Source organism: Haloferax marinisediminis, assembly GCF_009674585.1.
Taxonomy (GTDB): domain Archaea; phylum Halobacteriota; class Halobacteria; order Halobacteriales; family Haloferacaceae; genus Haloferax; species Haloferax marinisediminis.
Map to the genome: position 1 here is coordinate 1,876,450 of NZ_WKJP01000001.1, position 13,856 is coordinate 1,890,305.

The window sequence follows — 13,856 nt, forward strand, 5'->3', positions numbered from 1 at the left end:
ATGGCCGGTCCTCCCCCGTCTGCGTCCGTCTGTTGGGGAACTCGGCTCGTTCGCGTCGGGTGACTTATCTCCCACCACGGTGAGCGTCAGCGTATGACCCAGCGCGACCGAACCGAACTCACGCTCCTCGTCATCACACTCCTCGTGTCGGTCGTGTTTGGCTTCGCTGTCGGGGTCAACGACCACTTCGACCTCGACCGATTCGTCGCCGCACTGACGCCCGACTTCGGGGTGCTGTTCGGTTCGGACGTCGTTGCAGGCGCGGTGCTCTTCGTGCTGTTCGCCGTCCTCGCCACCGGTGCGAAGGTCCTCTTCGACCCCTAACTTCGCAGGACCACCCACGAGTTGCCACGTCCCGGTGCTGGGGCGAAGCGGAGCGGCAGCTCCATGCCTGCTCGTGCCTTCTCCAGTTGCTCACGAAGGCTGGGCGACTCGTATTCGACAACCGTCCTGAGTTCACCCGTCTCGACGACGCGGACAGTCATCGCGCCGTGGTCGTTCATCTCTCGCTCTATCTCCACTAACCGTGTTTCGGCACCCCCCACCAGAGGGCTCCCACCAAGCTGTGCCATATGTGCACATGGTACTGGAACATGTAAAATCGAACCCCTCGTATCGACGGCCATTTATGTCGTTCCGATTTCACTCGCCGTCGTCGATGGTGCTCGTTCGACTGCGACGACGACGAGGGAACTCGCTCTCACTGGGAGTGTGCTGCACCCGGCGGGTCGTTTCGGTACCTCTTTTCGGCAGTTCTCCACACACCACGTATGAACCGTACCCGTCTGAGGTTCTGGGCGTTGTACCTCACCCGTTTCGCCGGTGGATTCGGGTTCATCACGCTCGTGACCCTCCTCCCGAAGTATATCAACGAGTTGGACCCGACGGCCCTCGTGCTGCCGGAACTCGCCATCGGCGGACTCGTCCTTGGTGGTCTCACGCTCTCGAAGGGTTTCGTCATCGGCATGTACACCACTGGGTTCACACTCGCACAGACCGTCGCCGTCGTCCCCCTCGCGTGGGCGGGTGACAGATACGACAAACGTCTCGTTCTCGCGGGAACTGTCGGCCTCGGCGCAGTCGTCTACGCACTGTTCCCGCTCGTCGACTCGAGTCTCTCGTTCGTCGTCGCTCGCGCGGCACAGGGCATCGCAGTCACTGGTGCGGGACTGATGTCGCTCGCACTCGTCGGCGAACTCGCTCGCGAGGGAACACGTGCGAACCACATCGGCAAAGCGAACGCCGCACGGTTCGCGGCATCTATCCTCGGCAGTATCAGCGCTGGATTCCTCTACGACGCCTTCGGCTTCACGCCTATCTTCATCGTCATCACGATTCTCCTGACCATCGCCGTCGTCGCCGTCTGGGTGTTTCTCCCACCGGACGAGACGACGGTCCACGGCTTTCCGTTCACGAACCTCGCGCTCAACGAGCGTATTCTGACGATGGCGACGTTCCGCGTCCAGTACTCCGTCGCCGTCACGCTCGTTCGGACGTGGGTGCCGATTTACGCTGGCGTCTCGGCGGCGTCGGGTGGCCTCGCCTACGGTGGGATTGCCGTCGCTGCAACCGTCGTCGCGGAGAAGTTCACCAACATGCTCTGTCAGCCGTACACCGGCCGCATCTCCGACCAGTACGGCCGCGCGCGCTTCGTCTTCGTCGGGGGCGGCCTCTACGGCCTCATCGCACTCGCAGTCCCCTTCTCGCCTGCAATCGGGGAAGCGCTCGCGCTTCCCGCCGCCTTCCCGATTCTCGGCCCGCTTTCACCAGCGTTCCTCCCACTCGTCGGACTCGCAGGACTTCTCGGTGTCGCGGACAGCCTCCGCGAACCCGCCAGTATGGCTCTCTTCGCCGACGAAGGGACTGACGGCGCAGGTGTCGCCAGTAGTTTCGGCATTCGCGAACTTCTCTGGCGCCCGGGAAGCGTCGCCGCACCGCTTCTGGGTGGCTACCTCATGGCCGATGTCGGCATGGAGTGGGTGTTCTACGTCGGCGGCGCCTCTGCGATTACCGGTGTTCTCGCGTTCCTCGGTGTTCTCGTGTGGTCCCACGGGACGAGTGCGTTGACGCAATGGTAATCGCGTTTTTTGTCTCTCGAAGTCGTCTCTCGGTGAATCTGGAGCAGAGACGCCTCGCAATGGGTTAACCCGTTTTTCATTCGGTTCCTACCGACACAGAATTTCCACCGGTTCCTACCGACACAGAAAGTTCCAACACGCACCCGTGAGATGAGACAACACATGTCGAAAAATTCGTTCCACGGTGTCCTCTGCCCACTCGTCACTCCCTTCGCAGACGGGACTGTCGACGAAGCGAGTCTGTCGACACTGGTCGATTGGCTCATCGAACACGATATCGACGGTGTCGTCCCCTGCGGGACGACTGGCGAGTTCGCGAGCCTTTCGCCCGCAGAGTTTCGAACGGTCATCGAGACGACTGTGGACGCTGCCGAGGGACGCGTCCCCGTCGTGGCTGGCGTCGCGGGAACCGATATCCAGACGGTGAGCGAACGAATCGAGTTCGCCGCCAGCGCTGGCGCCGACGCAGTCCTCCTCACGCAACCGTACTTCCACACTGCACCGACGCCCGCGGGCAACCAGCAGTTCTTCGAGACGGTCGCCGATGGAAGTCCGCTCCCACTCGTCCTCTACAACATCCCCGCCTGCACGGGCCAGCCAATCGCACCCGAGACAGTCGCCGCCGTCGCCGACCACGACGCAATCGTGGGCCTCAAAGATTCCAGCGGCGACTTCGACTACTTCCTCGAACTGCTGCGCGTGACCGACGACGAGTTCACCCTCCTCGAAGGCTACGACCAGCACTTCGTCTCTGGGGTTCACGCCGGCAGCGACGGCGGAATCAACGCCCTCTCGAACGTCGTCCCCGAGGTGTTCGCCGAGATTCGTGACGAGGCGTTCGGGGGAGACACGCACACAGCGCTCGAACGCGAGCAGGAGGCGTTCCCCGACTTATTCGGTTACTGCATGGAGTACGGGTTCGCGACAGTTGCGAAAGCCGGCCTCGAACACCGAGGCGTCATCGACTCGGCCGAGGTTCGGCCGCCGTTGGTGTCGCTTCCAGACGACGTCGTTACCGACATCCACCACCTCGTCGGTAACTGACGACTTTCTCGACCCGTTTCTGCCACGAGTACTCACGTGAGTGCCGACGGTTCGTCGATTCAGTGTGGAGAGGTCTCTTAGAAGATGATACCAGCGTCAGCAACCATTTCATATAGCAGAATACGATTTATTTGTCCCAGTTCGCCCAGTTCTCACCTCCTGACAGTCCGGGCTAGGGTCAATATGGTGTCAACCGTATCACACGCTATGGACCACCTCGAGACACCGGCCGTTCATCGGATGATGACGTCCCCTGCCGGCCGACTGTTCACCTCCCGCGTCTTCGAGACCATCAAGATGCGGTCGCTCCCCCGCGAGTTCGCCGTCGTCCGCGCCCGTGCTGCTGCAGACGTGGCCCTCGGAGAAGGCCCCGAGGCGTACCTCCGAGAAGTGGGCGCGCCACCTGCACCACACCTCCACGACAGAATCGAACGTGCCCTCGCCCAGTACGCGCAGGTCCGCGAGGAGTACGACGAGACGATGGCGCGATGGGACAGCGTGTTCTGGGGCGGGTACGAGTCGCTTCCGGACGAACGCGTCGCCATCGAACGCGACCGGCGAGAAATCTCGCAAGAACGCGCCAAACCGAGCGACATCTTCGGGTTCCTCGCGAAAGACCACCTCGTCCCGCCGGTGAAGTTCCAGACGCCCGACCCCGACGACGCGCTGACTCGTTGGCACCACGAACTGGCCGAACCCGAGCGACTGTATGCGTTCGCCGAATCCCGTGCCTCCGAGGAGTTCCCCCGAGTCGAACGCTCTGCGACCGTCCGCGGACCGGGAACGGTCGAGTTCCTCCTCCGATTTACGTCGCCGTCGCCACACCTCTCGGACAAAGCCACCGCTCGGGTGTACGAACCGGCCGACGTGGACGGCGACCTGCCGACGATTATCTTCCACTCCGGGTGGGGGATGTTCGACGACCAGCTCGTCTACTGGCCCGAAGAAGAGTACCTCGCACGGACACTCGCACCGGCAGGCTATCGCGTCATCCTCCCCGACGCGCCGTGGCACGGCCGGCGCGAACCACTCGGTCACTATAGCGGCGAACCCTACATCGCCCGTGCACCAGTCGGGTTGTTCACGCTGTATTCGGCCGCGGCACTCGAAACCGGTGTCCTCGTCGATTGGGCGCGCACCGAGGGCGCACCCGTCGTCGGCGTCGGCGGTGTCAGTCTCGGCGGTACGATTACCCTCCACGTCGGGGGTCGGTGTGGTGACTGGCCCGAATCGATGCGACCTGACCTCCTCTTCCCTGTCGGGATGCCCGGTGCCATCGACCAGACGCTCCTCTCGGGCGACCTCACCACACTCCTCGATATCGACAAATCGCTCGATGCCGCCGGGTGGACGGGCGAGAAACTCCACGAACTTGCACCACTGCTCAACCCGCCGAAGACCTCACACCTCGCTCCCGACCACGTCTTCTCGTTCATCGGTAGCCGCGACGAGATGGCACCGACACGGACGGCACAGATACTGCTCGACGAGTGGGGTGTCCCGCAGCAGAACCGCCACGAGTGGGACTGTGGGCACTTCGGCGTGGTGGCGAACCTGATTCGCCGCGACGAGTTCCAACAGACAGTCGCACGAGAACTCGACCGGGCAACGCACGACGTACAGACGAAAACAGTCTCGACCTGAGAACCGCCCGCCGGCGGGTGGCTTACTCGTCGTCGAGGAAGTCGGGTTCGGGACGCTTCTCTTCGTTCTCGCTCCGGAGGTGGTCGCGGAACTCCTCGACCGTCACGTCCTGTGCTTCGCGCTCTTTGCGGTCACGAACGGAGATGGTTCCTGCTTCTTCCTCGTCGCCGCCGACGATGACCATGTACGGAACGCGGTCCGTCTGGGCTTCGCGAATCTTCCGACCGAGCGTCCACGAGCGGTCTTCGATGGTGACACGGAAGTCTTCGAGTTCGTACTGCAGCTTCTTGGCGTAGCCAATCTGGTCGTCCGAGATGGGAAGGATGCGGACCTGCTCGGGGGCGAGCCAGAACGGGAACTTGCCGTTGTAGTGCTCGATGAGCACCATGAAGAACCGCTCGAACGACCCGTAGAGGGCGCGGTGAATCATCACCGGGCGGTGGTCTTCGTTGTCCTCGCCCGTGTACGAGAGTTCGAACCGCTCGGGCATGTTGAAGTCGAGTTGGACCGTCGGGCCGTCCCACTTCCGTCCGAGCGCGTCTTCGAACGCGAAGTCGATTTTCGGGCCGTAGAAAGCGCCGTCGCCCTCTTCGACGATGTAGTCCATCTTCGAGGCGTCGAGGACGGATTCGAGTTGCGACTCGGCTTGCTCCCAGATTTCGTCCGATCCCACGGACTTCTCGGGGCGCGTCGCGAGTGCGACTTCGTAGTCGAGGTCGAACGTCTCGAGGACTTCGAGGATGATGTTCATGATGTCCTCGACTTCCTGTTCGATCTGGTCGGGGCGGACGAACAGGTGACCGTCGTCGATGGTGAACGCCCACACGCGCGAGAGACCGGAGAGTTCACCGCGCTGCTCTTTGCGGTAGACCTTCCCGTTTTCGGCGTAGCGAACCGGCAGGTCACGGTAACTCCAACTGCCCTGCTTGAAGATGGTCGCGTGACCCGGGCAGTTCATCGGCTTCAGGCCGTACTCCTCGTCGTTGACGTCGAGGAGGAACATGTCGTCCTGGTAGTTGTCGTAGTGGCCCGACTGCTTCCACAGTTCCGTCCGGAACAGGTGCGGCGTCTCGACGTAGTCGTAGCCGTAGTCCTCGTTCAGGTCGCGGCCGTACGTCTCCAGCGCCTGCAGGACCTTCTTCCCGTTGGGGTGGTACAGTGGGAGGCCCGGCCCCGTGACGCTCGGGATGGAGAACAGGTCGAGTTCGCGCCCGAGTTTGCGGTGGTCACGCTCTTCGGCCTCGGCACGCATCTCGAGGAAGTCTTCGAGGTCAGATTCGGACTCGAAGGCCGTCCCGTAGACACGCGTTAGCGTGTCGTTCTCCTCGTCACCGCGCCAGTAGGCCGCGGAGATGTTGAGGAGTTTGACGGCGCCGATGTCGCCCGTCGACTCGACGTGCGGTCCCTTACAGAGGTCCTCGAACTCGCCCTGTTCGTAGAACGAAAGCTCGTCGTCGCCTGCGGCCTCGGTTTCGAGGATGTCACGCTTGTAGGGGTTGTCGGCGTACTTTTCGAGTGCCTCTTCGCGGTCGACGAGCACGCGCTCGATGTCGAGGTCTTCCTCGATGATGTTGTGCATCTCGTCTTCGATGGCATCGAGGTTCTCCTGTTCGAGGTCGACGTTCGTCACGTCGTAGTAGAACCCGTCGTCCGTCCACGGGCCGATGGTCAGTTTGGCCTCGGGGTGGAGGCGCTGAAGGGCCTGTGCGAAGACGTGAGCCGCCGAGTGGCGCAGCACGTCCAGATACTCGTCGGACTGGTCGGTGACGATGACGAGTTTCGCGCCGTCTTCGAGCGGCGTCTCTTTGTCTACGAGTTCGCCATCGACGACGCCGGCAACGGTGTCCTTTCCGAGACCGGGGCCGATTGCGAACGCGGCGTCTCGCACCGTCGCACCCTCCTCGACGGAAAGTTCCGTTCCGTCTGGGAGGATGACAGCGATATCACTCATACGCGCACGAAACCGACGGGGGAGAATAAGTGTTGTTGAGACGGGGCGAGAATGACCGCTCACGACGCCGATTTCGTGCGAATTGATAGCACGTCTTCTGTCGAAGTCCTGTCCCGACCCAAAGTACCAACAGGGTTGCACACCGAACCCGAGTATATGCACTTCTCTCGACAGAGTGGCGTCTTCATGCACATCACGTCGCTCCCGGGTTCACACGGTATTGGAGACCTCGGCGACGGCGCGCGCGAGTTCGTCGACTTTCTCGCCGATGCAGACCAGTCCATGTGGCAGTTCTGCCCGCTCGGCCCGACGTCGCCCGCGCACGCGAACTCACCGTACCAATCGTCGTCGTCGTTCGCCGGTAATCCGCTGTTCGTCGACCTCACCGACCTCCAAGAACGTGGTTGGTTGACCGAAGACGACCTCGAACCGGTCCCCGAGTTCGACGACCACGCCGTCGAGTACGAACGCGTCGGCAACTACAAGCGCTCGCGCCTCCGGGCCGCCTTCGAGCGCTTCGAGGCCGAGGCGTCCGAAGACGACCACGCCGCGTTCGACGCGTTCCGCGAGCGCGAAGACAGTTGGCTCGAAGATTACGCGCTGTTCGCCTCGCTGAAAGACGAGTACGAGGGCGCGTGGATCGACTGGCCCGAGGAGTTGAAGACGCGCGACCCTGACGCGTTGGCTCACGCCCGCGACGAACACGCAGACGAGATTCGCTACCGCGAGTTCGTGCAGTTCTGTTTCGACGCGCAGTGGCACGAGTTGGCCGCGTACGCCGAAGAGAAAGGAATCACGCTCGTCGGCGACCTCCCAATCTACGTCGCCCTCGACAGCGCCGACGTGTGGGCCGCCCCCGAAGCGTTCGACCTCTCGGACGCGCACGAACCGGCCGTCGTCGCAGGCGTTCCGCCGAATCCGAACGACGACGGACAGCGCTGGGGTAACCCGCTGTACGACTGGGAGACGCTCCGTGAGGACGGCTACGGGTGGTGGCTCGACCGTCTCCGTCGGCTGTTCGACCTCGTCGACGTGACCCGCATCGACCACTTCAAAGGCTTCGACGAGTACTGGGCCATCGACGCAAACTCGGACAACCCAGGAGACGGCGAGTGGCGAGATGCACCGGGTCACGACTTCTTCGAGACGGTCGAACGCGAACTGGGCGAACTCCCGTTCATCGTCGAGGACCTCGGCTTCCTCGACGTGTCACTCGTGGACCTCCGCGACCGATTCGCGTTCCCCGGGATGCGCGTCCCACAGTACGCCGACTGGTGCCGTGAGGGCGACATGTACCAACCGATGCACTACCCAGAGAACTCCGTCGCCTACACCTCGACGCACGACACCGACACCTTCGTCGGATACTACCAGTCGCTGGACGACCACACGCGCGACTGCCTGCACTACAACATCGGTGCCGACGGGACGGACATCCACTGGTCTATCATCGACGCCGTCTGGAACTCGGCGTCCGTCCTCGCCTTCACGACGATGCAGGACGTTCTCGGCCTCGACTCCCACGCCCGGTTCAACACGCCCGGCACCCAGACCGGGAACTGGGAGTGGCGCGTCACCGACGAGGGACTCGACGACAGCGTCGCGAGCCAACTCGCCAACCTGACCGACCTCCACATCCGGAACTGAGGCCAACCGCACTGGTCGTCTTCCGTCTCATTCTCGATTGCAGACCACTCACGTCGGGTGTTATCCCGTCTGCGAGCGTACTGTCTCCAATGAACCCTGAAGACACGACGAGCACCGGGTCTCACGAGATAGACGTCGAAGCGACCGAACGGCGGTTCGTCTCGCCACTCGAATCCATCGTCAGCGCAGACGCACGAACCGTCTACGGCGACCCCGTCACTGTCGGCGAGCGAACGATCGTTCCCGTCGCGCGCATCGCATACGGCATCGGCATGGGTGGCGGGTCTGGAACCGACGAGACGGGCCAAGAGGGAGGTGAAGGGTTCGGTGGCGGCGGTGGCATGCAAGCGACCCCACTGGGCGTCGTCGAAGTGACCCCTGACGAGACGCGATTCCTCAGATTCGGCACTGGTCGCCGACTCGTGGGTGTCCTCGCCCTCGGAATCGGCCTCGGACTCGCTCTCGGGCGTCTCCTGCGCCGCTGAATCACCGACAGAGCATCGACTACACCTTTTTCTGGCACCGACCCAACAACACCGGTATGTCTCGCCGTTTCGGTCTCGGTGCCTTCGTCATCGGGATGCTCGCTGCGGTTCTCGCTGCTTTGGTTCGGGCCACGATGCCTCTCGCGGACCTCGCTGTCCCCGACGCTGACGTCCTCCTCGCAAAGGGATTGTCGGCACTCGCTGTGTTGCTTATCACCTACGGCGTCTACCGGTTCTTGATGGGCGTCCTCGTCTCTCGAATCTCCGATAGACGGCGCGCACACGACCTCCGAAACGTTCTCAGACTCGTCCTCGGCCTCGTCGGCCTCGTCGGTATCCTCGGCGCGTTCACAGAACAGTGGCTCGGTGTCCTCGTCTCGTTCGGTGTCATCGGGTTCGCCGTCACCTTTGCCCTCCAGCAACCGATTCTCTCGCTCATCGGCTGGGTCTACGTCGTCATCAAGCGCCCGTACGTCGTCGGAGACCGCGTCACCATCGCCAACGTCTCCGGTGACGTCGCAGAGGTCGACTTCCTCGTCACTACGCTCTGGGAGACCGGTGGCGGCCTCACGTCGAACCAACCCTCGGGTCGGACAGTCACCGTTCCGAACTCGCTCGTCCTCTCGTCGGAAGTCGTCAACCACGGGGCGCTGTTCGACCGCATCTGGACCGAAGTTCCGATTCAGGCGTCGTTCGAGACCGACATTCCGTTCGTCCGCGACCTGATGCTCGAGGTGGCCGAAGACGAATTCGGCGACGAGATTCGCGCTGCGATGGAGCGATACCAGTCCCGTCTCGACCAGTCGCCGCTGGAGTTGAACGTTCCTAGCGGTGCTTCTGTCAACATCGCACAGGAGGAGTCGTGGGTCGTGTTCAAACTCCGCGTCCTCGTCCCGCCGACTGCCGCCCAGAGGGCCCGGAACCGCCTGTACGAACGCATCCTGACTCGACTCGCCGAACATCCAGACCGCGTTAGCTTCCCGGTCAGTCGGAACCGGTGAGGGAACGCCACTACCTGTCTCCCATCGAAACCCGCAAATCCCCCGCGCCCAAGGAGGAACCGATGGAAACGGGTGTCATCGACCTCGCGGACCTCGACGGAGCGTTCGACCTCCAGTCGACGCTCGAAAGCGGTCAGTCGTACCTCTGGGACCGGCCAGACGGTCGAATGTACGAACGCGACGCGGCCTACGGTGGCGACGCGTGGTACCAGACGGTCGTCCCACCGCTCGACGGTGTCTCCGACGAGACGGCCGTCGTTCGGGTGCGTCAGACCGACGGCACGCTCGCGTGGCAGTCAAACGTCGATGCCGTCCCGATTCTGACGCACCTGCTCCGCCTCGACGACGACTTAGACGCCATCGTCGAGCAGATGCCCGACGAACCGCTCGTGAACCGGGCGTACGACGCCTATCCCGGAATGCGAATCGTTCGGGACCCACCGTTTGGCTGTCTCGTCTCGTTCATCTGCTCTGCGCAGATGCGTGTCTCACGAATCTTCGGGATGCAGTCGCGCCTCCGCGAGACGTACGGTGAGCAGGTCGAGTTCGACGGGGAGACGCACTTCGCGTACCCCACCGCAGAACGTCTCGCCGAAGCAACCGAGGACGAACTCCGTGACCTCAGTCTGGGCTACCGCGCACCCTACGTGCAGCGAACCGCCGAGATGGTTGCGTCGGGCGAGGCGACGCCTTCTGCGGCACTCGGACGCGACTACGAGGACGCCCGCGACTACCTGACGAACTTCGTCGGCGTCGGCGACAAGGTCGCAGACTGTGTCCTCTTGTTTTCGCTCGGCTATCTCGAAGCCGTCCCGCTCGACACGTGGATTCGGTCGGCAATCGAGGACCACTACCCAGATTGTGACCGCGGAAACTACACGGAGACGTCGCGGGCGATTCGTGACCGTCTCGGTGGGGCGTACGCCGGCTACACACAGACGTACGTGTTCCACTATCTCCGGTCCGGCGGCGAGTAGAACAGCCGGTTCGACGGGCAGGAGTGGCCATCGTCAGCCATCGATTGCCCACGTCGCACACCGGGTGGCAAGAAGGTTGATACCGCTCGCGGCACAAGTTCACGATGACCATGGACTGCAGAGTCGTCGTCGAGGCCGCGGTCCCAGTGTACGACGTAGAGACAGAAGACGAGGCGATTCGCATCGCCATCTCCAAGACGGGTGAGATGCTCAACCCGGACCTGAAATACGTCGAGATAAACATGGGTTCCCGTACCTCCCCTGGTGGTGAGACGCTCCCGCCGGCGTTCATCGCCGCAGACGAAGCCCTCGTCGCCCTCGAACTGGAGATGACCGTCTTCAACGTCGAACAAGAAGAACACGCGTCGCGAATCGCCCGCAAAGAGATTGGACAGCGTCTCGAACACATTCCGCTGAAGATACTCTCGGTCGAGGTGCTCGACGACGAACCGACCGATACCGATGGGAACGGAGACGACAAAGAACTCATCCCCGAGTTCGACGACCTCGTCGACGACCGCTAGACAGACTGCTCTCCTTTTTCGGCAGTGCTCGCGTCGTACAGTGAGTTCGCGTCGTACAGCAGGTACGTCAGGAGAGAGTGCAGTCGCTCGTGGTCTGTTGCTTCGTGGAGGAGAACGCTACTGTTGTTCGTGCTGGTTCAGTCGGCTTGTGCAGCGACTGGCTCTGGTTCTGCTTCACGCATTGCCCCAGTGATTCCCTTTGCCAGTTTAAACACGGCTGCCTTGTGGTCTGTCTTAGATTTGTGGATGGACGTCGGTCGGACGCCGAGCGTGTCGTACTCCGTGAGCTCGATGTCTTCGTCTTCCCACGCTTCAATCTGTGTGTGTACTTCGGCGAGCAGGCCGTGCAGATGGATGAGTTCCTGCTTCTTCATGAGCAAACACGGCTTGAAACCGAGGGGATATAGTATTATCTTGAGTCACGTTAGCACTCGACTCCCTTAAACGGCCGATTATCGGGGTCTCAGGCAGAATTTCGTGTTCGTCTGTTTTCAATTTGGTTTATGTTTCCGGTATTGATTCCCCAAACGACCAGAAATCTATCGAGTACTTTATACCAGTATGTAGCGCGCACCTCGGTGAGGGTCGTGAATATTTTACGCACTGCCAAATGTACAGTCGCGTATGGACTACGACGAGCAACTGAAACGGGCGCTTTCGGAGGCTCCAGACGTCAGCGAGGGTAGCGACCGATTCACTGTTCCCGACCCGGTGGTCCGCCAAGAGGGGAACGCAACGGTCTACGAGAACTTTGCTGAGACGCACGACCGATTGGCGCGCGCGCCGGACCACCTCCAGAAGTTCCTCCAGTCCGAGCTGGGGACGAGCGCCCAACTCGACGACAAGGGTCGCGTCCGATTCACCGGCGAGTTCAAACAGCGACGTGTCGCCGAGGCACTCGACGACTACGTCGAGTCGTTCGTACTGTGCAGTGAGTGTGACTCGCCAGACACGCGGTTGGTCACCGAACAGGGCGCAAAAGTACTGAAGTGTGACGCGTGCGGTGCGCTCTCGGCAATTCCTGACCTGTAAACACGACCCAGAGTCAGTCCGTTCTTAGTCGAACTGCTTGAGCGTCTGTAGGTCGCGTTCTGTCCGCATGAACTCAGCAGTACGCCGTGTCGCACCACAGGATTGACACGAGAAGTTGTCCCGATGAGCCGGGAGCGACGTCGGATTTGTCTCCCAGTCTTTTCCACATTCGGGGCATAAGAGCCGGACGAACGCTTCGACCATACTCAGATATGCTTCGGGAGTGCGGATAAATCTTGTTACGGTTTGGCACATTTTAGAAAAAGCGTGGGCTCCCACCCCCACCGAAACCGCTCAGGCGAACAGGCTCTCGTCCTGTACTTCGAGGAGTTCTTTGTATCGGTTGCGGATGGTGACCTCTGAGATGTCTGCGACTTTCGAGACTTCGCTCTGCGTCACCTTCTCGTTGGTGAGCAGCGCGGCCGCGTAGACGGCGGCGGCAGCGAGGCCGACCGGCGACTTCCCTGAGTGGACGCCCGTCTCTTTCGCCCCACGGAGCAGTTGACGTGCCTGTCGTTCTGCTTCGTCCGAGAGGCCGAGTTCACTGGCGAACCGTGGAACGTACTGCTCGGGGTCCGCGGGCTTGATTTCGAGCTTCAGTTCGCGGACGACGTAGCGGTACGTCCGGGTCAGTTCCATCTTGTCCACGCGGGAGACCTTCTCCAGTTCGTCCAGTGACCGGGGCGTTCCGGCCATGCGGGCCGCGGCGTAGAGGGACGCGGTGGCGACGCCCTCGATGGAGCGGCCGGGGAGCAGGTCGTCGTTGAGTGCGCGGCGGTAGATGACCGAGGCAGTCTCACGGACGTTCTCGGGGAGACCGAGGGCCGATGCCATCCGGTCGATTTCACCGAGTGCCTGCTTCAGGTTGCGCTCCTTGGAGTCGCGGGTGCGGAAGCGTTCGTTCCACGTGCGAAGACGCTGCATCTGCTCACGCTGTCGGGGAGACAGGGACTTCCCGTAGGCGTCCTTGTTCTGCCAACCGATGTTGGTCGACAGTCCCTTGTCGTGCATCATCTTCGTCGTCGGGGCACCGACGCGGGACTTGCTGTCTCGCTCGGCGGAGTCGAAGGCGCGCCATTCGGGGCCGCGGTCGACGACGGTGTCCTCGACGACGAGACCACACTCACGGCAGACGGTCTCACCGTGTTCGGAGTCGTGCACGAGTTGACCGCTGCACTCGGGGCACACCTGCTCTTCGTCTCGCTGTCGCTCGTCTCGCTCGGACTCACGAGACTGTACGTCTCGGGCCTTCGCGTCGGTGCTGTAGGTTCGGGTGGTGGTGGTATCGCTCATTATGAGTTGGGAGGCGTCGACACGTCTCGGCCGGGAGAGGATGAGAAGACGAAAGAACTATCCGGCGGGGACGGGCCTTACCAACAGTAAGGCCGAAAAGCATATAAATTTTTCGCTGATTTACGACGGGTAATCGCACGATGTGAACGAATTGTCGTGAAGGTAAGGACACGAAGTCGC

15 protein-coding genes are annotated in these 13,856 nt (G+C 62.1%); 10 read left to right on the top strand and 5 right to left on the bottom strand.

All coding sequences use genetic code 11. The features are described 5' to 3' along the window. Nucleotides 1-93: 93 nt before the first annotated feature. Nucleotides 94-324, top strand: a complete 231-nt coding sequence (locus GJR98_RS09740; RefSeq protein ID WP_151137770.1) for a hypothetical protein — start codon at nucleotides 94-96, stop codon at nucleotides 322-324. Here GJR98_RS09740 and GJR98_RS09745 read toward each other — a convergent pair. Then, entirely contained in the window at nucleotides 321-572 is a 252-nt protein-coding gene (locus GJR98_RS09745; protein ID WP_151137773.1) for a hypothetical protein, read from the bottom strand. The genes GJR98_RS09740 and GJR98_RS09745 overlap by 4 nt on opposite strands. Before the next feature lie 198 nt (nucleotides 573-770). Here GJR98_RS09745 and GJR98_RS09750 point away from each other — a divergent pair, with 198 nt between their 5' ends. From GJR98_RS09750 to GJR98_RS09760, 3 genes are all read left to right on the top strand, one after another. Beyond that, on the top strand, nucleotides 771-2,078 hold the full coding sequence (locus GJR98_RS09750) for an MFS transporter (protein WP_151137775.1): 1,308 nt from the start codon (nucleotides 771-773) through the stop codon (nucleotides 2,076-2,078). Between the two features lie 162 nt (nucleotides 2,079-2,240). Further along, nucleotides 2,241-3,122: a dihydrodipicolinate synthase family protein gene (locus tag GJR98_RS09755; RefSeq protein ID WP_151137778.1), complete on the top strand. Its 882-nt coding sequence runs from the start codon at nucleotides 2,241-2,243 to the stop codon at nucleotides 3,120-3,122. Nucleotides 3,123-3,329: 207 nt separating this feature from the next. Then, nucleotides 3,330-4,766, top strand: a complete 1,437-nt coding sequence (locus GJR98_RS09760; protein ID WP_151137781.1) for an alpha/beta hydrolase family protein — start codon at nucleotides 3,330-3,332, stop codon at nucleotides 4,764-4,766. 22 nt (nucleotides 4,767-4,788) lie between these two features. Here the strand turns inward: GJR98_RS09760 and thrS are convergent, their stop codons facing one another. Next, nucleotides 4,789-6,717: a threonine--tRNA ligase gene (gene thrS / locus GJR98_RS09765; protein ID WP_151137784.1), complete on the bottom strand. Its 1,929-nt coding sequence runs from the start codon at nucleotides 6,715-6,717 to the stop codon at nucleotides 4,789-4,791. Between the two features lie 156 nt (nucleotides 6,718-6,873). Between thrS and malQ the strand changes: the two genes are divergently transcribed. From malQ to GJR98_RS09790, 5 genes are all read left to right on the top strand, one after another. Then, complete coding sequence (gene malQ, locus GJR98_RS09770; protein WP_151137787.1) at nucleotides 6,874-8,364, top strand: 4-alpha-glucanotransferase; 1,491 nt, start codon at nucleotides 6,874-6,876, stop codon at nucleotides 8,362-8,364. Nucleotides 8,365-8,453: 89 nt separating this feature from the next. Further along, nucleotides 8,454-8,849, top strand: a complete 396-nt coding sequence (locus GJR98_RS09775; RefSeq protein ID WP_151137790.1) for a spore germination protein GerW family protein — start codon at nucleotides 8,454-8,456, stop codon at nucleotides 8,847-8,849. Between the two features lie 56 nt (nucleotides 8,850-8,905). Further along, on the top strand, nucleotides 8,906-9,850 hold the full coding sequence (locus GJR98_RS09780) for a mechanosensitive ion channel family protein (RefSeq protein ID WP_151137794.1): 945 nt from the start codon (nucleotides 8,906-8,908) through the stop codon (nucleotides 9,848-9,850). A 62-nt stretch (nucleotides 9,851-9,912) separates the two neighbouring features. Beyond that, nucleotides 9,913-10,827, top strand: coding sequence for a DNA-3-methyladenine glycosylase family protein (locus tag GJR98_RS09785; RefSeq protein ID WP_151137797.1), 915 nt, complete (start codon nucleotides 9,913-9,915; stop codon nucleotides 10,825-10,827). A 110-nt stretch (nucleotides 10,828-10,937) separates the two neighbouring features. Further along, nucleotides 10,938-11,351, top strand: coding sequence for a DUF555 domain-containing protein (locus GJR98_RS09790; protein ID WP_151137800.1), 414 nt, complete (start codon nucleotides 10,938-10,940; stop codon nucleotides 11,349-11,351). A 137-nt stretch (nucleotides 11,352-11,488) separates the two neighbouring features. Here GJR98_RS09790 and GJR98_RS09795 read toward each other — a convergent pair whose 3' ends face one another. Then, complete coding sequence (locus GJR98_RS09795) at nucleotides 11,489-11,725, bottom strand: UPF0058 family protein (RefSeq protein WP_151137803.1); 237 nt, start codon at nucleotides 11,723-11,725, stop codon at nucleotides 11,489-11,491. Between the two features lie 250 nt (nucleotides 11,726-11,975). Between GJR98_RS09795 and GJR98_RS09800 the strand changes: the two genes are divergently transcribed. After that, nucleotides 11,976-12,383: a translation initiation factor IF-2 subunit beta gene (locus GJR98_RS09800; protein ID WP_151137806.1), complete on the top strand. Its 408-nt coding sequence runs from the start codon at nucleotides 11,976-11,978 to the stop codon at nucleotides 12,381-12,383. A gap of 24 nt (nucleotides 12,384-12,407) precedes the next feature. Here the strand turns inward: GJR98_RS09800 and GJR98_RS09805 are convergent, their stop codons facing one another. Both GJR98_RS09805 and GJR98_RS09810 read right to left on the bottom strand, forming a co-directional pair. Next, on the bottom strand, nucleotides 12,408-12,587 hold the full coding sequence (locus GJR98_RS09805) for a DUF7836 family putative zinc-binding protein (protein WP_082682085.1): 180 nt from the start codon (nucleotides 12,585-12,587) through the stop codon (nucleotides 12,408-12,410). Between the two features lie 90 nt (nucleotides 12,588-12,677). Continuing rightward, complete coding sequence (locus GJR98_RS09810) at nucleotides 12,678-13,676, bottom strand: transcription initiation factor IIB (RefSeq protein ID WP_151137808.1); 999 nt, start codon at nucleotides 13,674-13,676, stop codon at nucleotides 12,678-12,680. Nucleotides 13,677-13,856: the final 180 nt, after the last annotated feature.